At 65.7% G+C, this 23,033-nt stretch carries 20 protein-coding genes and 2 pseudogenes; 5 read left to right on the top strand and 17 right to left on the bottom strand.

What is annotated here, in order from left to right; translation table 11 throughout:
• Positions 1–236 precede the first annotated feature (236 nt).
• A complete protein-coding gene (gene hfq / locus AB4850_RS21365) occupies positions 237–806 on the top strand; it encodes an RNA chaperone Hfq (protein WP_414444981.1) in 570 nt (189 codons plus the stop codon).
• A gap of 56 nt (positions 807–862) precedes the next feature.
• On the opposite strand, the gene AB4850_RS21360 is transcribed toward hfq, so the two are convergent.
• The 15 genes and pseudogenes from AB4850_RS21360 to AB4850_RS21290 all read right to left on the bottom strand — a co-directional run bounded on the left by AB4850_RS21360 (position 863) and on the right by AB4850_RS21290 (position 14,916).
• A complete protein-coding gene (locus tag AB4850_RS21360) occupies positions 863–1,591 on the bottom strand; it encodes a DUF2968 domain-containing protein (RefSeq protein WP_414445574.1) in 729 nt (242 codons plus the stop codon).
• A gap of 49 nt (positions 1,592–1,640) precedes the next feature.
• The gene (locus AB4850_RS21355) at positions 1,641–3,038 is read right to left on the bottom strand and encodes a sigma 54-interacting transcriptional regulator (RefSeq protein WP_414444980.1); all 1,398 of its coding nucleotides are present in this window, start codon (positions 3,036–3,038) and stop codon (positions 1,641–1,643) included.
• 19 nt (positions 3,039–3,057) lie between these two features.
• Complete coding sequence (locus AB4850_RS21350) at positions 3,058–4,911, bottom strand: TadG family pilus assembly protein (protein ID WP_414444979.1); 1,854 nt, start codon at positions 4,909–4,911, stop codon at positions 3,058–3,060.
• 14 nt (positions 4,912–4,925) lie between these two features.
• Positions 4,926–5,531 carry a DUF3613 domain-containing protein gene (locus AB4850_RS21345; protein WP_414444978.1) on the bottom strand — a complete coding sequence of 202 codons (606 nt, stop codon included), beginning with the start codon at positions 5,529–5,531 and terminating at the stop codon, positions 4,926–4,928.
• A 23-nt stretch (positions 5,532–5,554) separates the two neighbouring features.
• Complete coding sequence (locus AB4850_RS21340; RefSeq protein ID WP_414444977.1) at positions 5,555–6,406, bottom strand: pilus assembly protein; 852 nt, start codon at positions 6,404–6,406, stop codon at positions 5,555–5,557.
• 28 nt (positions 6,407–6,434) lie between these two features.
• Positions 6,435–7,424 carry a type II secretion system F family protein gene (locus AB4850_RS21335; protein ID WP_414444976.1) on the bottom strand — a complete coding sequence of 330 codons (990 nt, stop codon included), beginning with the start codon at positions 7,422–7,424 and terminating at the stop codon, positions 6,435–6,437.
• An 8-nt stretch (positions 7,425–7,432) separates the two neighbouring features.
• Positions 7,433–8,425: a type II secretion system F family protein gene (locus AB4850_RS21330; RefSeq protein WP_414444975.1), complete on the bottom strand. Its 993-nt coding sequence runs from the start codon at positions 8,423–8,425 to the stop codon at positions 7,433–7,435.
• Complete coding sequence (locus AB4850_RS21325; RefSeq protein WP_414444974.1) at positions 8,418–9,761, bottom strand: CpaF family protein; 1,344 nt, start codon at positions 9,759–9,761, stop codon at positions 8,418–8,420. The genes AB4850_RS21330 and AB4850_RS21325 overlap by 8 nt, the downstream gene beginning before the upstream one ends.
• A gap of 5 nt (positions 9,762–9,766) precedes the next feature.
• The gene (locus AB4850_RS21320; RefSeq protein ID WP_414444973.1) at positions 9,767–11,035 is read right to left on the bottom strand and encodes a fimbrial protein; all 1,269 of its coding nucleotides are present in this window, start codon (positions 11,033–11,035) and stop codon (positions 9,767–9,769) included.
• Between the two features lie 75 nt (positions 11,036–11,110).
• Positions 11,111–12,169 (bottom strand): annotated as a pseudogene (locus AB4850_RS21315) (type II and III secretion system protein family protein); the annotation flags it as partial.
• A gap of 120 nt (positions 12,170–12,289) precedes the next feature.
• Positions 12,290–12,568 (bottom strand): annotated as a pseudogene (locus AB4850_RS21310) (pilus assembly protein N-terminal domain-containing protein); the annotation flags it as partial.
• 67 nt (positions 12,569–12,635) lie between these two features.
• Entirely contained in the window at positions 12,636–13,577 is a 942-nt protein-coding gene (cpaB, locus tag AB4850_RS21305) for a Flp pilus assembly protein CpaB (RefSeq protein WP_414444972.1), read from the bottom strand.
• Positions 13,578–13,677: 100 nt separating this feature from the next.
• Positions 13,678–14,148: a TadE/TadG family type IV pilus assembly protein gene (locus AB4850_RS21300; RefSeq protein WP_414444971.1), complete on the bottom strand. Its 471-nt coding sequence runs from the start codon at positions 14,146–14,148 to the stop codon at positions 13,678–13,680.
• The gene (locus AB4850_RS21295; protein WP_414444970.1) at positions 14,145–14,645 is read right to left on the bottom strand and encodes a prepilin peptidase; all 501 of its coding nucleotides are present in this window, start codon (positions 14,643–14,645) and stop codon (positions 14,145–14,147) included. Before AB4850_RS21295 ends, AB4850_RS21300 begins: the two co-directional genes overlap by 4 nt.
• A 100-nt stretch (positions 14,646–14,745) precedes the next feature.
• On the bottom strand, positions 14,746–14,916 hold the full coding sequence (locus AB4850_RS21290; protein WP_414444969.1) for a Flp family type IVb pilin: 171 nt from the start codon (positions 14,914–14,916) through the stop codon (positions 14,746–14,748).
• 643 nt (positions 14,917–15,559) lie between these two features.
• On the opposite strand from AB4850_RS21290, the gene AB4850_RS21285 reads away from it, so the two are divergent.
• From AB4850_RS21285 to AB4850_RS21270, 4 genes are all read left to right on the top strand, one after another.
• Positions 15,560–17,368, top strand: coding sequence for a collagen-like triple helix repeat-containing protein (locus tag AB4850_RS21285; RefSeq protein WP_414444968.1), 1,809 nt, complete (start codon positions 15,560–15,562; stop codon positions 17,366–17,368).
• 38 nt (positions 17,369–17,406) lie between these two features.
• Positions 17,407–18,753, top strand: coding sequence for a collagen-like triple helix repeat-containing protein (locus AB4850_RS21280; protein WP_414444967.1), 1,347 nt, complete (start codon positions 17,407–17,409; stop codon positions 18,751–18,753).
• Between the two features lie 133 nt (positions 18,754–18,886).
• Positions 18,887–20,569, top strand: a complete 1,683-nt coding sequence (locus AB4850_RS21275; protein WP_414444966.1) for a ShlB/FhaC/HecB family hemolysin secretion/activation protein — start codon at positions 18,887–18,889, stop codon at positions 20,567–20,569.
• 190 nt (positions 20,570–20,759) lie between these two features.
• Entirely contained in the window at positions 20,760–21,221 is a 462-nt protein-coding gene (locus AB4850_RS21270; protein WP_414444965.1) for a DUF2147 domain-containing protein, read from the top strand.
• Between the two features lie 74 nt (positions 21,222–21,295).
• Here the strand turns inward: AB4850_RS21270 and AB4850_RS21265 are convergent, their stop codons facing one another.
• Both AB4850_RS21265 and zapE read right to left on the bottom strand, forming a co-directional pair.
• Positions 21,296–21,751 carry a transposase gene (locus AB4850_RS21265; RefSeq protein WP_414444964.1) on the bottom strand — a complete coding sequence of 152 codons (456 nt, stop codon included), beginning with the start codon at positions 21,749–21,751 and terminating at the stop codon, positions 21,296–21,298.
• Positions 21,752–21,885: 134 nt separating this feature from the next.
• A complete protein-coding gene (gene zapE, locus AB4850_RS21260; protein ID WP_414444963.1) occupies positions 21,886–22,983 on the bottom strand; it encodes a cell division protein ZapE in 1,098 nt (365 codons plus the stop codon).
• Between the last annotated feature and the right edge of the window lie 50 nt (positions 22,984–23,033).

Raw genomic sequence — 23,033 nt, 5'->3', positions numbered from 1 at the left:
GCAAGCCGGTTCCGCGATCGCAAAGCCCCGTCGTTATCCTGTCCAGGCAACCTGCCTCGGCCATCCAGCCAAATCGCCCTCGACCGCTGCAAGGTCTATAGTGGGTAACGGTTAGACACAAACGCGCCCGCACGTATCTCAATTGAACAGGGTAGAATCCCGCTCAAGCGCTTCGCCAGATAGCGCGGTGCATCCAAGCAAAACCCTCATCTGACGCCGGCTCAAGCCGCTTCTCAATGGCCAATCCTGCAGAATCCCATCCGCAAAACGACTTCATCAACGCAGCGCGCAAAGAGCGCAAGCGCGTAGAAATTTATCTCGTCAACGGCATTCGGCTGACGGGCTGTATCGAGTCGTTCGACCAGTACCTGGTGATGCTGCGCACGCCCGTCGGTTTGCAAGGCATCTACAAACGCGCGATCTCGACGATCCAGCTCGACATGGGCGGTTCGCGCCCTGGCGGCGGCGGTCGCAGCGGCCCCCGCACCGGTGGTGGCGGTCACGGTGGCGGCCGACCGCCCCGCGAAGGCGGTGGCCACAGCCCCTATGGCTCGCACGGCGGCCAGCGCGAATCGCGTGGCGAAGGCCGCGAAGGCTACCCGCCGCGCGAACACCGCGAACCGCGCGAGCCTCGCGATTACAACGCCCCGCGCGAATACAGCGCCCCCCGCAACGACTATCCGCGCGAATCGCATGAAGGCGTGTCCACGCCGACCGAGCGCAGCAGCAGCCCAACCGTCATCGTCACGCGCCGTCGGCGCCCGCTTGGCCCCACCGGCGGCGGCAGTAGCGGCAGCGGCGAGTAAACGCAAAACGGGCAAGCCTCTCGGCTTGCCCGTTTCTCATCCGGCCCGCAAAAACCTTATTGGTTGCCCGGCAACCCGGCGTCGGCCTGACGTTGCAAGGAACGCACCTGCATCTGCAACTGGCGCAGTTGAGCCTGTAATGCATCGCGCTGCGACTGCAAGGATGCCGCCTCGCTGCGTGTCGCCTTCTGGCGATTGTTGACGGCCGCCTGCTGCTCGCGAGCGATCGTCAAATCGGCCTGCAGGCGGTTCGCTCGATCCTGCACCACGGCGATCTGCTTGTCCGTTTGCGACTTCTGCGCTTCGAGGCGAGCGGCCTGCAATTCCGTGGCGGACAGCGATTCGGCCTGCTTTGAGAAATCGCGAAACACGGCTTCGGCACGTGCCTCGTTCGTCGTCTTGAGCACGCGCCAAAACGCCTTTTGCTGGAACAAGGCAACGTAATACGTCGAATCCTTGATGCTGAACAGCAGGCTGGCGCCATAACTGCCGTTGTACGCCGTACGCATTTCGGTCAGGGAATGGGCCTGGATCTGCTGTTGCAGCTCGTCAACCGTGCTTTGCGTGGTGCCGTCGGTGGCAGGCGAAGCTTGTTGCGCGCCAGCCGAGGTAGGCGGCAATGCGCTCGACGCGGCCGGCGCCGAGTTCACCACGCCGCCGCGCGACGACGCAACGGGGGCGGCGTCGTCACTGCCCGCCAAGCCCTGCGCCTGTACGACCTGAAGCCCCCCTACTACCCACAACCCAGCAACAAATGCGCGCCCCAAAACCCGTTTATGGCTCATGTAGAGAATCCTGCACAGATTAGTTGTATTTCTAACCACAATTTTCGCATTATCCCTCACTTTCACGCGCTTCGGGCTCTTCGTCGAAAATCTGGTATTTCCGCATCTTTTCCCACAACACTTTTCGGCTGATCCCGAGGTGCTGGGCGGTATCCTGGCGGCGCCAGCCGTTCGCGTCAAGCGCAGCAATCACTCTGTTGCGCTCGCTCATATCCCACTTGCTGCGGTCGACGTACACCTCCGCCGCACTCTCGGCCGGCACCGGCTGCGCCGCACGCGCGTGGGCCACCAGGCGCTGCAGTCGCGCCGCATCCCAGGCACCGGTCTGGCGCACGGTTACGCCCACCCGTTCGGCCAGGTTGCGCAACTCGCGCACATTCCCAGGGAAATAAGTATCGGCCACCGCGTCGGCCAGCCAGTAAGGCAGATCGGGCAACGCGGCGAGGCGGCTCTCCCCCACCACTTCGGCCACGAACGACTTGAACAGCGCGATCTTGTCGACCGCGCCGCGCTCCTCCAGCGACGGAATGCTGATCTCGATCACGGCGAGCCGGTAATACAAGTCGGCGCGGAACGCGCCCTCTTTCACGAGTTGCGGCAGCTTCTTGTTGCTGGCCGCGACGAGCCGGAAATCGACCTTCAGCGGCGCCACCGCGCCGACCCGCAGCACCGTGCCGTCTTCCAGCACGCGCAGCAGCTTGACCTGCTGATAGAGCGGCAAGTCGCCGACTTCATCGAGGAACAGCGTGCCGCCCGCCGCCTGCTCGAAATAGCCCTTGTGCGCCACCACTGCGCCCGTAAACGACCCTTTTGCATGGCCGAAGAACAGCGATTCGAACAGGCCGTCCGGAATCGCACCGCAGTTGACCGGCACGAATTCGCCGTGGCGGTAGCGCGAATGCTTTTCGTGCAGCAACTGGGCGATGCGCTCCTTGCCGACGCCGGTTTCGCCGTGCAACAGCACGTTGGTGTCGCAATCGGCAAAGGTGTCGACCTCCTGCAGCAGCGCATGCATCGGCTCGGAATGCGCGACCAGCATGGCCGGCGCGGAGGTTTGCGCCGCATGCGCGCGTAGCTGCGCGACCAGCTTCGACACCAGCCCGCGCAGCTCGGCGCAGGTGAAGTCGAGCGGCAGGATGTGCGAATACTCGGGCGGATACGAGGCCGCGTCGGTACCGCCGCCGCGCGCTGCGCCCACCCACACCACCGGCATGCCGATATTGGCCTGCCATTCGCTGAGAAAGGCCGCGCCGCTCTCGATCATGCTGACGCTGATGATCGCCAGCGACGGGCGCGCCGCCGCGCGTTCCGACGACAGCACCACGTTGTCGGCGCGGATCACCTCCACGTCGAAGCTGGCCATGCAACGCGCGACACGGTCGACGATGTCCGCCTTGCCCTCCCAGACGTAGAGGTCGAGCCCCTCGATTGCAGGTGAATTTCTCATCGGATACCAGTCAATGCGTTCAGTAGACCGTTTGCGACACGCCGCAGGTCAGCGACATATGGTGGACGGTGGCCGCGCCCACCTGCACACCCAGCAGGTTCAGCAGCGGAACAATAATGGCGTCGAGCGATTGCAGGATCGGACCGAGCAACGAGGTGACGAGGCTCAGTAGTTGCGAGATGAGGCCCGTCGGCAGCGGCAGCGACACCCCGGCCAGCGTGAGCGAGACGTTGATACTGGACGCCGATAGTTGCGACAGCGCGCTGGCCAGGAGCGAGCCGAGCGCATTCGAGTTCGAGGTCCAGTAATCGGCGTCGGTGCCGACGTTGCCGGGGAACACATGCTGTTGCGACGCGCCGTTTGCCTGCACGGAGACATTCTTGATGCTCGCGTTCACATTCACCAGACCGAGCCCGAGCGGCGCGATGTTGACGTTGGCCAGCGACGCGGGTGCGCTGCAACTGTACGTCGACGACAAGCTGATCAAGCCCTTGCTGTTGAGCGGCGGGGTGCCGATGCAAAGATTGGCGATGCCCGGCGTGGCGGTGATCGTCGCGGTGCTGGTGGCGAGCGTCGACCCGCAATTTGTCGCGTTGAGCACGGCCTTGCCGGTGCCGACCTGCAGATACAGCGGCAGGCCGATATTGACGCCGATCCCGAGAATATTGACCGACGCGAGATTGACCACCAGGTACAGGCCCACCGCCGCCGTCGACGCCGTAGTGCGCCACGTACCCGTTGCCGGATTGATGCCACCCTCGCCGATGCCGATCGACGGCGGGCTGATGATCTGCACCTGCAACTGCGTGCCGGTCAAGCCACCCAGGTTCACCGACGGCACGTTGACGGCCACCGCGTTGTTCGAATTGGCGACCTCGGCGCCCACCATGATCAGGTCGAGCAGGTTGACGGTGGCGGAGGCAGCCGATTGCGTGTCGGCCAGCGCGACGTTCAGCAGGCCGTTCGCGCCGCCGAGGTTGACGTTGCCGCCGTTCACGTTCGCCTTGACCAGCGCCTGGAGCGCGCCGAGGCTGGCCTGCAGGTTCGCGTTGGCGACGCTGGTCTGCTGGGCGGCATTGGCCACGAGGCTCAGGAACTGCGACAGCGACAGCTTCAGCGCCAGCAACTGGCTGATGGTGCCGACGCCGGCCGCGGCGGCCAGGTCGGCGAGCCGCACGTTGGTACAGGCCAGCGCCTGATACGACACGAGGCTCAGGTTCAGCCCCGACGCCGATCCGAGCAGCCCGCTCAGCAAGCCGTTGACGAGCCCCGGGTTTGCGCTCGACGAAGCCGGCGTGCCCGAGCAACTGGTGCCGCCGAGCTGCGCAAGCGTCGCGCCGACCGAGAACACGTCGATCGCCGTGGCGCGCGCCGTCGAGCTGGCCTGCACGAGACGGGACGGCCCGAGAAAGAAGTACGGCACCGTGCGCGTCACCTTCACCTGCACGGCGTTCCATTGGCGCGCGTTGACGTCGCCGGACGAGCCGGCGTTCGCGCCGGCCGAGTAATAGCTCGGGCCGGCATAGAAGGTCGGGTCCCAACGCCCGCAATTGACCGTGATGGTGTCGCCCTTGCCGGCGTTCAGGCCGTTCTTTGTGGCGCTCAGGGTCGCCACGCCCGGAGACATCGAGCAGGTGTTGTCCACCCGCTGCACGCCCGCCATGGCGGCCAGGTCGGCGATCCGCTGCATGTCGCGGCGCTGGAAGAACACGTTGCCGATATCGAGCATGCCCAGGATCGCAATGGCCGCCGTCATGAAGATGAGCGTCATCGTCGCGAACGCGCCACGTTCCCGGCGCCGGCCGGCGAGCGCGCCGTCCATCGTGCCGGATCCGGCCTGGCGGCCGGGACGACGGGATTGAGTGGATCTCATGGCGACCTCGACGATTATTGCGACTGCCCGCTGCCGAACGACGACCCGCCGCCGCTGCTCCCCTGAGCAGCCTGCGACGAACCGAACCAAGCCGGAATCGGCGTACCGAACGAATCCAGGTAGCGCTGATACGCGTAGGACGCCGCCGCCCCTTCGAACGGGTGCGGGTTATCGGACGCGGCGCGATTGCTGCGCTGCAGTTCGAGCCAGGCCTCCGTGCTCGAACCGATATCCGAGGCGCGGGTCGAGGTGCGCGGTGGCTTGGCGGGCGGCTCGGCTGCCACAACCGGTGCCGGCAGCGGCGGTGCCGGCGCGATCACAGGTTGCGCCGGCGGCTGCAACGCGGCTTGCGGCGGCGGTTGTTGCGGCGCGACCGTCGGCAGCGCCTGCGGCGCGGCCTGCACCTGTTGCACCGCAGGCTGGGCCGCCGGCACTTGCAGTTGTGAATCGGGCATCGGCAGCAATTGCTGCTGCAACTGGGCCAAGGCCGGGTCAGCAGGCTGTTGCGCCAACGCGGCCGGCGCGCCGAACGCGGCGGCGCATGCCACCGCCAGCGCGGCGAGCGCGGGAGCGGTACGCCATGCGTCCGCCTGGGCCCGGCGGGTGAGGATCTGTCGCATCGTCGGCTCCGTAGCTATCGTCGTCATTTTTGTGAGAATCGTTGCAGCAGCGGCGCGGCCAGATCGAAGCCGTCGTTGCTGGCGATCGGCTGGCCGGTATCGCGGCGCACGGCGTTCTGCGCGAGCGTCGGCCCGGGTGGCACTACCGTCAGTTGACGCGTGCGCTGCGCGGCCGTCACGCGCGCCGCGTCGTCGCGGATCTCGGCGCGCACCTGCGGCGTCATCTTCTGTTGGTCCATCAGCCCGCTCGCCTCGTCCAGATGCCCGGTGGCGACGAGAAACAGCGCGACGTTGCCGAACGTCTTCGGGTTCTTCTGGTCGAGTTCGGCGGCCTTCATCAGCGGCACGCGCGCGGCGGCCAGATCGCCCGCGCGCATGCGCGCGTAGGCGAGATCGGACAGCATCGAGGCATCGGTCGGCGCCAGTTCGCTCGCCTGCGTCAGCAGCCCGGCAGCGCGCGGGAAATCGCCGCGTGCGCCGGCGATCAGGCCGAGGCCACGATAGGCCCGGGACGCGGCTGGCGTGTTCAGCAATTGCGTGTAGACCTGCTCGCTCGCGTCGTACTGCGAGGTTGCGCGCAACGCATCGGCGCGCAGCAGCTTGGTGTCGGGCGTCGAGCCATACTGCTTCTCGTACTGGTCGATATGCGCCAGCGACGCGTAATACAGCCCCTGCTGCTGCATCCGGTCGATCAGGCCCAGATACATGCCCGGCGTGTCCGGCGGATCGGTCTTGTCGGCGGCGGCCTGCATCATCGCGGCCCGCTCGGCCTGCGCGCCGACGCCGTAGTTGGAATCCTTGAACAGCGAGCAGCCGCTGGTCAGCAGCGTCACCAGCAGGCCCGCCAGCGCGATGCGCCCTTGGGTTCGTTTCATTGTGCTTGGCTCCTTGGCCGTATGGCGCTCAATGCCGCATGCTCGCCAATGCGCTGACGACCGTCATGATGCCGGGGCCGGCCGTCACGATCAGCAGCGCGGGCAGCAGCGTCACGACCATCACGCCCGTCATTTTCACCGTCAGCCGGCCGATCCGCTCGCGCAGCGTGGCGCGCCGGCCTTCGCGCAGCCGGTCGCCGAACAGCCGCAACGGCTCCTGCACCGCGCCGCCGTGCTTGTCCACTTGAATCAGCAACTGCACGATGGACCGCAAGTCCTCGTTGTCGAAGCTGTGCGTCAGGCGCGCCAGCGATTGCTCACGGGTGCGGCCCGCCGCGAATTGGCGCTGGGCCACGCTCAACTCCCACGACAGCACCGGCAGCATGGTCCGGAAATCGTTCGAAATGACCTGCATGCTCTGGTCGAGCGACAGGCCCACGCCTTGCAACAGGCGCAGCATGTCGACGAACAGCGGCATTTCCTCGCCCACGCTTTCGCGGCGTGCGCCGGCGCGGCGGCGCACGTAGATCTTCGGCAGCATGTAGCCGGCGGCCACCGCAAAGAACATCACGCCCATCCAGGTCGACGCCGACTTATGAAAAACGAACGGCAGCGACACCAGCACCAGCACCGCAACGCCCACGATCCGAGCCATCAGGAACAGGCCGCGCGAGCGCACATCGGCATAGCCGCATTGATCGAGCATCGCGCGATCTTCGTCGGCCACCAGTTGCTTGCCAAGGCCGGTGTCGAGCCAGCGAATGCCGACCCGTTCGATATGTGCGCGCCACGCCACGAACCCCGTCAGCGACGGCGCGGTGGCCAGCTTCGGATCGGGTGAACCGCTCGCGCGCTCGGCCGCGGCGCGGCCGGCAGCCACGCGCTGATCGAGCGCCTTCGCCAATACGCGGTCGCTGCGCTGCGCGAGCAGCATGCGCACGATCGCCACCCCGGCGAGCAGCAGCACCCCGAACGCGCCAAGCAACAGCGCCAAGGCCCCCAGACGATTTGCATCCATGTCGCCCCCTACCTGAGCCGCGCCATTCGATACAGCAGGAACACCCCCAACGCCTGCAGCGCGAAGGCCACGTACAACACAAGGCGCCCCGTATCGTTCATCCACATCGAGGTGAAGTATTTCGGGTTGGTCGCGATCACGAAGCTGCCGACGGCGATCGGCAGCGAGCCCAACACCCAGGTAGACAGCCGCGTTTCCGCCGACATCGCGCGCAACTCGCGCTCGGCCGCCTCGAAGTCGCGCATGAACGTCGCCATGCGCTCCAGCATCACATCGGCACGGCCGCCGTATTTCACCGACAGGCGCAGCACCGAGCCGACCAGTTCGAATTCGCGAATCCGGTATTGCTTCGCGATATGCACCATCGCGCGATCGACCTCGACACCCGTGCGCAACATGCGCGACACCTGGTCGAGACAGAGCCTCAGCGGCATTTCGGTAGTGCCGAGCGCGCCCTGGAACGCGGCCGGCACGCTGTTGCCGAGCGTGACGAGACGCACCATGCCGTCGAGAAACGACGGCAGTTGTCGCACGATCTTCAGGCGGCGCACCGAAATCCGCCGCACCACCCACAACACGATCAACACCAGGCCGCCGAGCAGCGCCGCGAAGAACGCCACCCAACCGCCGCTCGCGCTGGCCAGCAGCGCGAGCATCACGACCACGGCCACCATCACGAGCAGCAGCGTCCGCACTTCGTCGAGGCCGCCGCGATCGCTGATGCCGCGCAGCGCCTCGCCGACCTTCGCACGCCACCCCGCGATGCCTTGCTGCGGCGTGGACGCGCGCGCGGCCTGTTGCTGCCCGGCCGTCGCGCGCGACGGCGCGGCCGATGGCCGAGGCGCCGCGGCCACACCAGCCTTCGCCACGTCGAGCCGGCTGTCGAAGAAGCGCCGTGTGCTGGCGCTCTGCTCGCGCACCTGGCTGCCGCGCCACAGCCAGACGCCGGCAGCCGCCAGGATCAGCGCGAACGACAGCGACCAGAGCACGCCGCTAGACATTGAAGCCTCCGTTACGGCCGAAACCGTCGGCGCCGCCCATGTTGCCGATCAGCACGTTGCGGAACCGCGCGAGCTTCGGCGAATGCGGGTGAATGCCGAGCGATTCCCAATGATCGATTTCCTCGCCCTCGGGCGTGACGCGCGCCTCGTAGCGATACAGTTCCTGGGTCGCGACGATGTTGTCGGCCATGCCCGTCACTTCGGTGATCGACAGAATCCGGCGGCGACCGTTGGACAAGCGGCCGATCTGCACGATGAAATCGATCGCGTTGGCGATCTGGCGGCGCAGGCTCGATTCGGTGCCTTGAAAGCCCGCGAAGCCCGCCAGCATTTCGAGGCGATACAGGCATTCGCGCGGCGAGCTTGCGTGGATCGTGCCCATCGAACCGTCGTGGCCGGTGTTCATCGCCTGCAGCATTTCGAGCACTTCGCCGCCGCGCACTTCGCCGACGATGATCCGATCAGGACGCATCCGCAACGTGTTGCGCAGCAAGTCGCGGATCGACACCACGCCGGTGCCGTCGAAACTGCCGGGGCGGCTTTCGAGGCGCACCACATGCGGGTGGTTCAGCGACAGTTCGGCCGTGTCCTCGATCGTCACGACACGCTCGGTCTCGGGGATGTAGAACGCCAGCGCGTTCAGCAGCGAGGTCTTGCCCGAACTCGTGCCACCCGACACCAGGACGTTGCAGCGTCCCTGCACGGCCGCTTCCAGCAACGTGGCGATCTCGTCGTTGAACGTGCCGTTCTCGAGCAGGTCGGACGGCTTGAGCGGGTCCTTGCGGAATTTCCGGATCGATACCACCGGCCCTTCCAGCGACAGCGGCTCGATCACGACGTTGACACGGCCGCCGTCGGGCAGGCGCGCATCGACCATCGGATTCGATTCGTCGAGCCGGCGGCCGACCGGCGCGAGGATGCGGCGCACGATGCGCAGCAAATGCGCGTTGTCGGTGAAGCGGATCGGCAGCTTGGCGAGAATCCCGCGGCGCGACACGTAGATATCGTTGTAGCCATTGATCAGGATGTCTTCCACCAGCGGGTCCGCCAGCAGGTCCTCGATCGGTCCGAAGCCGGCCAGCTCCTTGGTCAGCGCCTCGCCGATCTCGCGCACCTCGCTCTCGTTGAGCGGAATCCGGCGCAGGCGCACGAAGCTGTCGATCTCGAGATCGACGAACTGGTTGATCGCCTGGCGCGACCAGCGGCCGAACTCCGAGCCGAGCTCCTCGATCCGGGTCAGCAGATGCTCGTGCGCCGCGTTCTTGATGTCGTGGAACTGCTGCGTTTGGGAAAACGGCGCGGCGCCGTCGGCAAATTGGATGTCGTCGTGTGCCATCTCGCTTACGACCGCTTCGTGGAGGATTGAATGAAACGCTTCAGCGCCGCGAGGCCGCTCGCTGGCGGCGCGACTGCCTCGCCGGACGCCGTGCCTGCCGTGCCCATGGTGCCCGCGGCGCTCGCCGTCAGGCGCTCGATCAGCCCGTCGAGCGCCTTCACGTACGGATCGCGCTCGGCCGCCTCGACGATCAGCTTGCCCTGGTTCGCGGCATGCCCGATCGCGACGCGACGCGATGGCAGCGTCGCCGCGAGCGGCACGTCGAGTCGCTCGGCGATCTGCGCCGGCAGCAGGCCGATCCCCGCGTCGTATTGATTGACGACCAGCTTGACGCGCTCGGTATTGACGCCCTTCTCGCGCAGATCGCCCAGCAATTCGACGGCCGACACGACCGACGCGATGCCCTGATCACAGACAAGCCAGACCTCGTCGCTCAGCGACACGATCTGCGAGATGAACTCGCGATTCGTGAAGCCGCCGAGATCGACGACCTGCTGATCGACGAACGCCCGCAGCCGATTGAACAGGCCCGCGCAGGCGGCCGCCGACACCTCGCGCAGATCGGCAAGGTTCGGCGGCAGCGTGGTCAGCGCCACGCCGCTCGTGTGATGCGCGAAGGCGGTATTGACGAACGTGCGATCGAAGCGGCGCAGGTTGCGCACGGCCTCGACGAAATGCAGCTCGCAGCGCGTGTTGAGGAACAGCGCGCCGTCGCCGGCCGGCAAGCCGAGATCGACCAGCGCGGTGCGGCGGTTCTGCGCCGCCACCTTGCGCTGCAGCAGCACCGACAGGTTCGTCGCCAGCGTGCTGACGCCCATCCCTGCGCGCGCACCGAGCAGCGTCAGCACCTTGCCGTGCCGGCTGGTCGGTTCGCCGAGGTTGTCGAGCAGCCCGCGCGTGACGCGCAGCGCCTCTTCCGCCGGCGCCGACAGATCCACGAAATCGCGCACCCCGGCGCGCAGCGCCGACAGCGCGCTCTCGGGCTCGGTCAAGGTGCCGAGCGCGATCACGGGCAGGCCCGGATACGCCGTGCGCACGGCCGACACCGCCGTGCTCGCGGCCGCGTGGTCGCCGGCGAAATCGATAAAGACGAGCGCCGGATTCAGGCCGCCGATCCGCTGGATCAGCACCGCCGCGTCGAGCGGCGACGCCTCGACCGCGCCGGTGGACACAAGCGTCTGCCCGAGCCACCTGACGTGCTCGCCGCGCGCCGAGGCGCAGATGAAATGATCGGTGACGGCAGGCTCAGCCAACGATTGCGTTCTCGCGTTCATGTTGAACACTCCCCGTAAAACGGTGCGCGAACGTGCACCGCATCCGGCCGTTCACATTCCCCACCTCCGGCGCGCTCATTTCGAGAACCCCGGAGCCGCATCCGGCACCAGCATGCCGCCCAGGAACGACCGCCAGACCGGCCCGTCGCGCTGCTCCGAGCGTTCGCCGGGCGTGGCCGGCAACGCCGCGCCGGCCGCGATCGGCGACACCAGATGCGGCGTCACGATGATCATCAGTTCCTTGTCGTTCTGCTGATAGCTCAGACTCTTGAAGAAGGCGCCGATGATCGGCAGATCACCGAGGAACGGCACCTTGCTCACATTCGACGTCGTTTCGCGATCGATCAGGCCGCCGATCACGTAGCTTTCGCCGTCGCCGAGTTCGACCGTGGTGTCCGCGCGACGGGTGGTCAGCGCCGGCACCGTGATGCTGTCGATCGTGATGGCGTGCAGGAAATCGAGCTGGCTCGCTTCCGGCGCCACCTTCAGCGCGATCCGGTTCGGACCGAGTACGGTCGGCGTCACCGTCAGCCCGATACCGTAGGGCTTCCATTCGATCGAGATGGTGCCGAGCGACTGCGGCACCGGCACCGGAATCTCGCCGCCGGCCAGGAAGTTCGCGCTCTGGCCCGACAGGGCGACCAGCGTGGGCTGCGCGAGAATCCGGGCCAGGTTGTTCTGCTCCATGACCGAGAGGTTGCCCGCCAGGCCGCGCGAGGTCGAGCCCACCACCAGGTTGAACGCCGCCGTGATCGGCGAGGCCGCCGTGACGGCCAGGCCCGACGACGGGCTGTAGTTCATGGTCTGCAGCGAGCTCGGCGCGAACGAGCCGAACGAGAAGCCGTTGTTCGACTTGAACAGGTTCAGGCCCGCTTCCTTGATCGCCGCGCGGCTGAATTCCACCACCCGCACGTCGACCTGCACCACGTTCTTGCCGCTGATCGTCGAGGCGTCGACCACCTGCGGGCCGCTGCCCGCTGCCACGCCGCCGCCTGCTCCGCCACCGGCTCCCGCACCGCCCCGCGATGCGCCGCTGCCACGGCCCGCGCCGCCCGCTGCGCCGCCCTGCCCGGCGGCGCCTTGCCGCTGTGCCGCAGCCCGCGCGGCCGCTGCCGCGTTCGCCACATCCACCGCGCGCTGATGCGCCTCGAGCGTGGTCCCCGAGCCGGAAATCACGGTGGTGTCGCCGTAGGTATCGACGCGCGGCGACGCATCGTTGAGCAACGCATTCGCCGCGCCGCTCGTCACGTGCACGGTGTAGGTGGACGGCTCGTTGCGCCCGCGCTCCCAGAGCATCACGTTGGTGGTCCCGGCGCTCTTGCCGATCAGCAGCACACCGCCACCCTTGATGATCAGCACGTCGGCCACCGCCGGATCACCGACGGCTACGCGCTGCAAGGTGCGCCCGGCCGCGATCGGCCGCTGCGCGCCAACCGCGACGTCGACGCTCGCGTCCGGGCCGGCTGCGCTTGCCACGGACGACAACGTCAATGCATTCAATGCAATGGCCAATGCAATCAGTTTCTTTTTCATTGTGTCGGAGGCCCGCAGCCGGGCCTCTCCGTGTCGGTTGCAACCAGTACCGCGTACTCACTACCACTCAATAGGCGACCGACTCGGCCCGCCCGCCCCGTATCACTTCGATGCTGCTGCTTTCCGCGCTGCGCGCCACCACGCGCGGCGGCGCCTTGCGCACGATAGGAGCCGGCGTCGTATCGGCCACGCCGCGCGACAGCTCGGACAGGGACATGCCGGCCGCGGCCCGCGCCGACGGGTCCTTGTCGGCATTGGCCGCGACGCGCATCGCCACCGTCTGCGTCGCCACCGCCTCGTCGCGCGGGCTGCGCAGCGCAAGCGTCAGGTTGCCGGTGGCTTCGGCCAGGGTCAGTGCATCGATCTGTTCGGTCGGCACCGCGAGTACCGCGGTACGCACGCCGCCCATCGCGCCGGGCGACTGGTCGCGTGCGGTCGTCGCATCGCCGAAGGCCAACACGCGGATCTTCGAGAGCAGCATCTTTGCCTGGGTCTTGGCGATCTCCGGGCCGTTGCCGTTGCCGTTGCCGCTTCCGGTCACGGACATGGCGGACGCCGCATCGCGCTTCAGGTTGACGAACACGTCGACGAAATTGCCGGGCCGCACGCGATTGCCGACCGCGTTGTTTTCATCGACCTTGACCGCCACGGCGCGCTCGCCTGGCGCGATCAGGTCGGCCATGCCCGATGACAGCGAGCTCTCGACCACGGCGGCCTGCTCGGGGATATCCGCGATCGGCACCCGGCCGATGATCTGGACCGGATCGGCGAATGTGCCTTGCGGCAGGCCGGCGACCTGCTGCACCTTCAGGCCGTCGGCCGCGATCGCCTGGCCGGCCTTGAGCGGATGCGCGGCGACCACGACCGGGAACAGCTTCGCCGCCGCCTGCTGAACGTTGTTTTCGACAATCGGCGCGGGCCGGCGGCCGAGCACCCACGCGTAGATGCCGAGCAGCACGGCGATGGCGATCAGCGCCACCGCGAATATTTTCGTCAGATTGTTGGCCATGGTTGTTATGCGAACAGTCGATCCATGAAATGTCCTGCGCCTGCCTGTACTGCCGCCGATCTCCCCGTATTTGACGATCGGCGCGGTCCTCCACGTGCTCCTAAATGATGTTGACCGGACTGATCTGGACCGTGGCCGAGCCGATCAGCGCGGCCGGGACCGGCAACAGCATGCCGACCAACGGCAGCGGCGCGATCAATGGCCTGGTTGAATAGGGGTAGGACAACGTCACCTTGATGCAGTACATCGAGGCGTCGTAGGAGCAGGTGCCTGCGGGCGTCGAGGTGCATTGCGCACCCGACAGCCAGCCGACGAGATTGGTTGCTGCCGTGCATGCGGCGGCGGCGCGTGCGCCCAACGCCGCCTGCGGCGTGGTACTGACCTGATAGTTCAACGCGGCACGCGCGCCTTCGGTAGCGGCCAGCGTCAGATTCTGTTGGGCGGCGAAAATCAGGCCGTAAGTCACGACCGAATACAACACCATGAAAAACAGCGGGAATATCAATGCGAACTCAACTGACATCGAACCGCGGTTGCTCCGCCGACGCGGCGCGCAGACCCTCGATTTCATCGCACATTCCCCGTTACGATATAAAGTATCAATGCCGCTGCCGCGGGCATGACCAGAAACGCAGCGTAAGGCGATCCGCGATGTCCACCCAACGCCAATGCGGGTTTACCACCTCGCCACAATTCACCTAATGGCGTTCGAGTCCAATACATGATTCCAAGCGCGTGAATCAATGCAACCAGGCTCGCGAAAATCCAGCACCAGAACATCATTCGCAATCCGCACCACGCACCGAGCGTCAGAAACACCTTGACATCTGCCGCCCCCATCAAGCGCAGGGCAAAAAACGGCAACAATCCAACAAAGCCAACAACGGCGCCGATTATTGCACCGACCAGCGTTATACCAAATGGGTTATACCCGGCAGCGGCAAAAACAATGGCACATATCAATCCTGAAACTACCAAGGAATTGGGAATACGCCGATAACGAAAATCGCCGACTGCAACCATCATTGCCCAGGCCAGGAAAAACCCGACACTAAAGAGCAGGATCATTCAAATTTCCGAAGCGTGCGCGAAGAGTGCGGGCGCCGGGTAGACGACCCGCACACGGAATGACAAAGATGAAGATCTCGCGGGCTTGTCGCCCGGACGCTTAACCCCCAGGGAGCTTGCCGGCGATATACGAGAAAGCGCCGCTCAGCCCGCCGGAAAGTATGCCGACTCCAGTGACCAATGCCACCGCCATCAGGCCTGCGATGAGGCCGTATTCGACAGCGGTCACCCCGTCTTCTTCCTTGAGGAAGCGATTGATAAGTGCATTCATGGTAATCCCTCGTGCCTTGAGTTTCGTTGGCCTCATGCGATATGCATATCGGGCCACCTAACCGTTACCAGCTCTGACGTCCGGCTTCGGCCATTTCTTTATAGCTCGTTTTTTCAGGAGCTCTTAACATATTTTGATGCCGATTAACAATCTTGCAGTTGTTTCGATAGGCACCTCCACTTCGCGTTGTCTGTGCGGTTCCGTACACGCACGATCGAATCTTAATCCCAAGAACTTTTATTTCCAACTTTTTTTATGATTTTTCTTGCCGATCCGTCCAGCCCCCAAGGCAATTTTTACTATCTTTCCGAGCCTTACCCATAAGGGCTAACGATAGGTTAGACGTACCTATCTAAATCATCAGTAAAACAATCGTTCGATTGAATGGCGCTGCGGCACCACGTTACGAACCGGGCGTAACGGAAATGATGTGACGTTACGTTACGGAACGTGATTTAGCCGGTTTCCCAGGCTCCATTGGATTCGATTAAAAATCGTTTTCAGCAATCGTTAAACCACCGCACGACAAGGCTTTCCGGGCAGTCGAGAAAGCAACCGAATCGTTAATCGAATCGCATGGCACGGGTGTTGCAGAGTGATCTTCGCAGCAACACACATCACACAACAGCACTGCGAGGACAAAATGGACACCCAAACGATCACTCATGGCACGTTCCGGACGACTTTGATCGCGGCCACCGTGGCAGCCATGCTTTCCCTCTCCGCCTGCGGCGGCTCCGGTTCGTTGAGCCAGGGCACCGGCGGCTCCGACAACAACACGCCGCAAACCACCTCGGGCACCAGCGGATCGTCGGGCACCAGTGGCTCGTCGGGCACCAGTGGCTCTTCCGGTACCAGCGGATCGTCGGGCACGAGCGGCACGTCGAGTTCGTCGGGCACCTCGGGATCGTCGTCGGGTAGCACCAGCGGCTCGTCGAGCGGTTCGACCAGCGGCTCGTCGTCTTCCTCGTCCTCGTCGGGCAGCAGCTCGGGCACCAGCTCCGGCACCAGCTCGGTCAACGCACTCGGCACGGTGGTGGCCAACACCAGCAACGTGGTGTCGAGCCTCGGCACGACCGTCGCAGGCGTCGGCTCGACGATCGCCAACCAGTCGATTCCCGGCCTCGGCAGCGCGCCGACGCAAGCACTCGGCAGCGTGGTCGGCAGCGTCGGCGGCGCCGTCAGCACGCTCGGCAACGGTCTCGCGAGCGGCCTCGGCCAACTCGGCTCGACCTCCAACCCGCTCGGCACCACGCTCGGCTCGACGGGCGGCGTGGTCTCGCAACTCGGCAACGCCGTCAGCGGCACCGGCACCCTCGTCTCGAGCCTCGGCAGCGGCCCGCTCTCGCCGCTGGCGCCCATCACCTCGACGGTCGGCGGCCTCGTATCGACGATCGGCGGCGCAGTCGCCAACGGCGGCACGACGCTGACCAACGCGCTGACTACCGGCCCGGTGCAGCAGATCACGCAGACGGTCAGCTCGGCGATCACGCCGATCACCTCGGTGGTCGCCAACACCACGCAGACGATCGGCAACGCAACCGGCCTCGGCGCCCCGGTCAATTCGCTGCTCGGCACCCTTGGCGGCGGCCTGAAGACGGCCGGCGCGGCGATCGCGGCCACGGGTGGCGGCAATGCCATCACCGCCGGCCTCGGCTCGACGGTCGCGGCCACCGGCAGCACGGTCGCCTCGCTCGGCGGCCTGCTGACCGGCGGCAACGGCACCAACCCGCTGGCACCGGTCACGGGCCTGTTGGGCGGCCTGGGCACCCTTGGCGGCACGTCGGGCGGCAGCGGCACGCTCGCCCCCGTCACGGGCCTGGTGTCGACCGTCACCGGAGCACTCGGCAGCCTGGGCGGCGGCTCGGCAGGCAGCAGCCCGCTGGCTCCGGTTACGGGCCTCGTTTCCACCGTCACCGGCGCACTCGGCGGCCTGGGTGGCAGCTCGGCAGGCAGCAGCCCGCTGGCCCCGGTGACGGGCCTCGTCTCCACCGTGACGGGCGCGCTCAGTGGCGCGACCGGCGGCACGGCCGGCAGCGGCGCGGGCGCCCTGCTGGCACCGGTCACCGGCCTCGTTTCGACGGTCACCGGCGCACTCGGCGGCGCAACGGGCGGCACCACCAGCGGTGGCGCAGGCGCCCTGCTCGCACCGGTCACCGGCCTGGTATCGAGCGTGACGGGCGCGCTCGGCGGCGTGGCCGGCGGCACGTCGGGAAGCAGCAGCGCGAGCGGCCTGCTCGCACCGGTTACGGGCCTCGTATCCGGCGTGACGGGCGCACTCGGATCGGCAGCGGGCGGCACGGCCACGAGCGGCGCCACCTCGACGGCCACCACGGCGGTGGCGGGCCTGACCGGCTCGAGCAACGCCACCTCCACGAGCGGAACGGGCGGCGGCCTGCTCTCCCCCGTGACCTCGCTCGTCGGCGGCCTGCTCGGCGGCGGCAAGAAGTAAGCACCACTCACGATAAATAGCGTCAGAGGAGTCCAACCATGAACCCGATCCAAATCTCCCCGTCGGCCCACCGCGCCTGGCGTCTCACGCTGAGCGTCGTGGCGGCCGCCACCCTGTCCGCGCTGGCTGCCTGCGGCGGCAGCGACATGACCTCGCAAGCGAGCAACGGCAACAACACGCCGCAAACCACCTCCGGCACGTCCAGCGGCACGTCGAGCGGCACCAGCACCAGCGGCACAACCGGCGTGCTGACGACGGCCGCGCAGACCGTCACCGACCTCGGCACCACGGTCGGCTCGGTCACGATCCCCGGTGTCAACAGCGGCGTCACGCAAGGCCTCGGCAGCACGGTGTCCGGCGTCGGCACGGTGGTCGGCTCGGCCGCCAACGCCCTGACCAACGGCCTCGGCCAGATCGGCACGACAAGCGATCCGGTCGGCACCACGGTAGCCGGCCTCGGCAACGTGGTCAGCAGCGCCGGCACGGCAGTCGCGGGCCTCGGCCAGACCGTCAACTCGCTCGGCACCGGCCAGCTCTCGGCGCTCTCGCCCATCACCACGCCGGTCAGCTCGCTGCTGAACACGGTGGCGAATGGCGTGCAGGCCGGCGGCATGTCGCTTGGCAACGTGCTGTCGTCGTCGCAGGTCACGGCGGTCACGCAACCGATCAGCTCGGCCATCACGCCGATCGTCACGACGGTCGGCCAGACCACGCAGACGATCGGCTCGACCACCGGCCTCGGCGCCCCCGTCTCGGGCCTGCTCGCGCAACTGGGCGGCGCGGTCAGTTCGGCCGGCACGCAGGTCAAGGGCGCGTCGTCGCAACCGCTGGTCGGCGACGTCGGCACGCTCGTGCAATCGCTCGGCAACACCGTCACCAATGCCGGCGGCCTGGTCAACGCGTCGGGCGCCAACGGCGCGAACCCGGTGGCCGGCCTGATCACCAGCCTGGTCGGCGGTTCGAGCGTGAGCGTCGCGAACGGCTCCGCCTCGGGCAGCACGGCGAGCAATCCGCTGACGGGCCTGCTCGGCTCGCTCGGCGGCGCCACCGGCGGCAGCGCCAGCGGCCCGCTCGCTCCGGTCACCGGCCTCGTGTCGACCGTCACCGGCGCACTCGGTTCGGTCACCAGTGGCGCGGGCGGCACAGGTAGTACAAATCCCCTCGCGCCGGTTACCGGTTTACTGAATACTGCAACTGGTTCGCTCGGCAGCGTGACGGGCGGCACGGCCGCATCGGGAGCCGGCTCGCTGCTGTCGCCGGTCACCTCGCTGGTTGGTTCGCTGACCTCCACGGTGGGTGCGGCGGGCGCAACCGGCGGTGGCACGACGGGCCTGCTTGCGCCGGTCACGGGGCTGCTCGGCACGTTGGGTAACGTTGGCAAGTAAGGGTTCAGGCGGTATCCGTCCGCGCTGGCGGGAAGCGCGGACGGTCTTCACAGGTTGCAATGAGCGGGCGGCACATCGAGGCCGCCCGTTCGCAGTACAAAACTAAAAGCTGGCCTACGAGGACTCACCGAAAATGCGATCCACCCATCAGGTTTGGACGATGCTGTTCGCGCTCGCCGCGACGGCCGCTGGCCCCGCGCAGGCGCAAACCCGCCCCGCCGGCAACCCGCTCGAATCGCTGCCGCAAATCAATGTGCCGCAGCGCTCCACCGTCACCGTGCAGGTCGAGCCGCAGGCACAACAGGTGCAAGAGCTGCTGGCTCGCCATATCACGCCGTCGACGATCCGCGTCGAAGGTGTCAAATCGGTACCCTTCGATCTGGTGTCCTCACGATTCACGCCGCTGGTCGGCAAGGACATCACGATAGGACAACTGATCGAAATCGCAAACGGCGTGACCAAGCTATACCAGGAACGCGGTTTCGCGCTGTCGTTCGCGTTCGTGCCCGCTCAAACGTTCGAGGACGGCGTGGTACGCGTGACGATCGTCGAGGGCTACGTCTCCGACGTGCAGATCACCGGCAAGCCCGGCCCGATGGAATCGAAGCTGCGCGCGGTCGCGGCGCACATCACGGCTGACCGGCCGCTGCGCAAGGACACATTCGAGCGCTACGTGAATACATTCGGCCTGCTGCCCGGCATCACCGTGAAGGCCAACGTGCCGCCGCCGCAGAACACCGACGGCGCGACCACCATGACACTCGATGTGTCACGCAAGCCGATCAACGTCAGCAGCGGCATCGCTACCACCACGCCCGGCGTGCAGGGCGTGTTCACCGTCACCGAAAGCGGCCTGACCTCGCTCGGCGAACAGTTGAGCATCTCGGCGCTGGCGCCGAAGGGGCCGAACAACGTGACCTATGTGGCGGCCAGCGGCTCGGTGCCGATCGGCAGCAACGGCCTGATCGCGCGCGTCGATGCCAGCCATTACCGCGGCAATCCGACCGACAACCCCGGCCTGCCCTCCTATGTGAAACGCACCGTGATCAACGACAAGATCGGCGTGTCGACGTCGTACCCGATCCTGCTCAACAATCAGCGCAGCCTGCTCGCCACCGTGTCCGGCTACGCGTCGCATAGCGAGGACAACTATCAAAACCAGCTCGGCGGCCAATACATCGGCCTTCGCTCGCAGGTGCGCGTGCTGCAGGCACAGATGGATTACACGACGATCCGGCCGAGTTCGGTCACCAAGCTCAGCCTGAACGTGGCGAAGGCCTTCGACATCCTCGGCGCATCGAAATCGGCCGAAACCAATATCGCCGGCTCGACGCAGACCAACCCGGCCTCGATCACGTTCGTGCGCACCGGCGGCACGCTGGTGCAGACCAACCAATGGCCGTACAAGATCGGCACCACGGTGCAGTTGACGGGCCAGTACAGCGCGGTATCGCTGCCGACCACCGAGCAGATTGCGTTCGGTGCCCAGCGCTTCGCGCTCGGGTACGAGCCGGGCGAGGCATCGGGCGATTCGGGCTGGGGCATGTCGGCGGAAATCAACCGTCAGTTCACGGTCGGCTATGCCTATTTGAAGTCGATCACGCCATACATCGCGTACGACATGGCGCGCGTATACCTGCATGCGGGCACGCCGCAACCGAACCGGCTGTCGTCGGTCGGCATCGGCGTACGCGTATCGGACGGCCAGCACTACAACCTCGACCTCAACGTGGCGAAGGCGGTGGGTGACGCACCGATCGAAAGCGCATCGCGCAGCCCGCGTATCAATGCGTCGTTCTCCTATCAACTGCAATAAGCCTGATGCGCCGGCTCGCGCGCCGAACGCGAGCCGGCTCGATTAGAGGCACCTCTATCAAACGCAGCGACGGCTTTCACGTATTCTGCGCAGAGGTTCTCGAACGATCGTGCGAAGCTGTTTTGCAGGCATTCAGCGCAGACGACGCAGAGTTCGACAGAAAAAGATAATGCACTCAAGGAGGAAGACAATGACCCGCTTCAATCTCTCGCTGCGCAAGCTCGCCGTCGGCGGTGCCCTGCTCATGTCCGCCATGAGCGCATTCGCTCAAGCCGACAGCCCGCTCGGCACCTGGCAAACGATCGACGATCACACCGGCAAGCCGAAGGCACTCGTTCAGATCACGCAGGATTCGAACGGCGATCTGACCGGCACCGTGATGAAGGGCCTCGGCGATAACGACACGCCGGATCGGCGCTGCACGGCCTGTACCGACGAGCGCAAGGATCAATTGATCAAGGGCATGACGATCATCAAGGCGATGAAGAAGGAAGGCGACCACTGGGACGGCGGCAACATTCTCGACCCCGAGAATGGCAAGGTCTACAAGTGCAAGATGACGCTTGAGGATGGTGGCCAAAAGCTGGTTGTGCGCGGGTATATCGGTGTATCGCTGCTCGGCCGTTCGCAGACCTGGGTTCGCCAACCCTGAGCGAGCGTCAAGCAGAACGCGGCGCACGGTCAAACACGGGCGCCGCTGCTATTGCTCTTGATATATCGTGTTGATCACGCCGCCAGTGGATGCGGCGGCTGCAAAGGAGACGATGCGAGTGCGTGCGGCTCCGGCAGGAAGGGTTGATCGACACACGGCATGCGAACCCGGTTAGGCAAAATCGCATGACGCAATTCCGCTGCCCGCGAATGCGTGTGCTTACGCATGCGGATAGTGACGGTTTCGTAGAGATCATCGCTGATGGAGCCGAACAATTCGCTCAGCACGGCACGCAAGGTGCCCGATTCATACCAGAGCATGAAGCGGCGATGGCACGTTTGGTACGCAGGATAACGGCGCGGAATGGCAGACCACGATGCGCCGCTGAAAATCACCCACAGCACGCCGTTCAGCACATTGCGCGCATCGGCAAGTGGACGCCCTCGCAATTCCTTCCGGGGGCGCAATTCGGGCAGCAGACCGGCAACCCGCTGCCACTCGATATCGGTTATGTCTCGGTACGGCGTCATGTCACCACTCCGATTACAGGAACATGACGTACGATAACGAGACGCTCACTCGCTGGATATTGGACGATTCTGAAAATGACCGAATGAGTTGAATCGGTCATTCCCTCACGCGAACTCGCCCCGGCTCGCTTCGATCAAGTCAGCGAAGTATCCACCACACGTCGCGGCGTTTCGATGTACTCCTGCGACTGCATCTCCACGATGCGCGACACGGTCCGGCTGAACTCGTTCGCCATCGGCCCTTCCACGTAGAGATCTTCCACCCGCACCTCGGCCGACATCAGCAGCTTGACCTTGTGGTCGTACAGCACGTCGATCAGCCAGGTGAAACGGCGTGCCTCGGACGCCATCCGCGGCGACATTTGCGGCACATCGGACAACACGATCGCGTGAAAGCGCGATGCCAGCTCCAGATAATCGTTTTGCGAGCGCGGGCCACCGCACAGCGTCGCAAAGTCGAACCAGACCACGCCATCGGCCTTGCGCAGCGCCTTCAGCTCACGCTTCTCGATACGCAGAATCGGGCTTTCGTCGGGCACCGCGGCCAGCCGCGCAAACGCATCGCGCAATTCGCGGTCGGCTTCGGCACCAAGCGGCGAGTGGTACATCTTCACCTGCGTCAGCGTGCGCTGGCGGTAATCGACGCCGGCATCGACGTTCATCACATCGAGCTTCTGCTTGATCAGCGCGATGGCCGGCAGCATGCGGTCGCGATGCAGCCCGTCGGGATACAGCAGATCCGGATCGTAGTTCGAGGTCATCACGAACTGCACGCCGTTGCTGAACAGTCGGTCGAGCAAGCGATACAGAATCATCGCATCGGCAATGTCGGACACGTGGAATTCGTCGAAGCAGATCAGGCGATAGCGCTTCGCGATGCGGCGCGCCAGCTCGTCGAGCGGATCGGCCTGCCCTTTGAGTTCTTCGAGCTCGCGGTGCACTTCGCGCATGAATTCATGAAAGTGCAGGCGCGTCTTGCGCTGCACCGGCACCACCGCGAAGAAGCTGTCCATCAGGAAGCTTTTGCCGCGACCGACGCCGCCCCACATATACACGCCCTTCGGCAATTCCGGCCGGATGACGAGTTTCTTGAATGCATTCGAGCGCCGCGCCTTGTAGGCGACCCACTCGTCGAAACAGTGTTGCAGTCGCGTGATCGCGGTGCGTTGGGCGGTGTCGGCCTGATAGCCGCGCGTACCAAGTTCGCGCTCGTAGTATTCGGTGACGTTCATCATGCAAGCCAGAAAAACCAAAGGCGAGCGGAAAACTCCCGCCCGCCTTC

Source organism: Burkholderia sp. 22PA0106 (assembly GCF_047497155.1).
In the GTDB taxonomy this organism is placed as follows: Bacteria; Pseudomonadota; Gammaproteobacteria; order Burkholderiales; family Burkholderiaceae; genus Burkholderia.
This window is presented reverse-complemented; position numbering and strand designations above follow the sequence as displayed.

Coding starts and splice junctions, on each gene's coding strand:
- AB4850_RS21355 (WP_414444980.1), bottom strand. CDS start 3,038: ATGAGAAATTCACCTGCAATCGAGGGGCTCGACCTCTACGTCTGGGAG.
- AB4850_RS21335 (WP_414444976.1), bottom strand. CDS start 7,424: ATGGATGCAAATCGTCTGGGGGCCTTGGCGCTGTTGCTTGGCGCGTTC.
- zapE (WP_414444963.1), bottom strand. CDS start 22,983: ATGAACGTCACCGAATACTACGAGCGCGAACTTGGTACGCGCGGCTAT.
- AB4850_RS21360 (WP_414445574.1), bottom strand. CDS start 1,591: ATGAGCCATAAACGGGTTTTGGGGCGCGCATTTGTTGCTGGGTTGTGG.
- hfq (WP_414444981.1), top strand. CDS start 237: ATGGCCAATCCTGCAGAATCCCATCCGCAAAACGACTTCATCAACGCA.
- AB4850_RS21345 (WP_414444978.1), bottom strand. CDS start 5,531: ATGCGACAGATCCTCACCCGCCGGGCCCAGGCGGACGCATGGCGTACC.
- AB4850_RS21325 (WP_414444974.1), bottom strand. CDS start 9,761: ATGGCACACGACGACATCCAATTTGCCGACGGCGCCGCGCCGTTTTCC.
- AB4850_RS21280 (WP_414444967.1), top strand. CDS start 17,407: ATGAACCCGATCCAAATCTCCCCGTCGGCCCACCGCGCCTGGCGTCTC.
- AB4850_RS21270 (WP_414444965.1), top strand. CDS start 20,760: ATGACCCGCTTCAATCTCTCGCTGCGCAAGCTCGCCGTCGGCGGTGCC.
- AB4850_RS21320 (WP_414444973.1), bottom strand. CDS start 11,035: ATGAACGCGAGAACGCAATCGTTGGCTGAGCCTGCCGTCACCGATCAT.
- AB4850_RS21350 (WP_414444979.1), bottom strand. CDS start 4,911: ATGAGATCCACTCAATCCCGTCGTCCCGGCCGCCAGGCCGGATCCGGC.
- AB4850_RS21290 (WP_414444969.1), bottom strand. CDS start 14,916: ATGAATGCACTTATCAATCGCTTCCTCAAGGAAGAAGACGGGGTGACC.
- AB4850_RS21300 (WP_414444971.1), bottom strand. CDS start 14,148: ATGAAATCGAGGGTCTGCGCGCCGCGTCGGCGGAGCAACCGCGGTTCG.
- AB4850_RS21330 (WP_414444975.1), bottom strand. CDS start 8,425: ATGTCTAGCGGCGTGCTCTGGTCGCTGTCGTTCGCGCTGATCCTGGCG.
- AB4850_RS21265 (WP_414444964.1), bottom strand. CDS start 21,751: ATGACGCCGTACCGAGACATAACCGATATCGAGTGGCAGCGGGTTGCC.
- AB4850_RS21295 (WP_414444970.1), bottom strand. CDS start 14,645: ATGATCCTGCTCTTTAGTGTCGGGTTTTTCCTGGCCTGGGCAATGATG.
- AB4850_RS21275 (WP_414444966.1), top strand. CDS start 18,887: ATGCGATCCACCCATCAGGTTTGGACGATGCTGTTCGCGCTCGCCGCG.
- cpaB (WP_414444972.1), bottom strand. CDS start 13,577: ATGGCCAACAATCTGACGAAAATATTCGCGGTGGCGCTGATCGCCATC.
- AB4850_RS21285 (WP_414444968.1), top strand. CDS start 15,560: ATGGACACCCAAACGATCACTCATGGCACGTTCCGGACGACTTTGATC.
- AB4850_RS21340 (WP_414444977.1), bottom strand. CDS start 6,406: ATGAAACGAACCCAAGGGCGCATCGCGCTGGCGGGCCTGCTGGTGACG.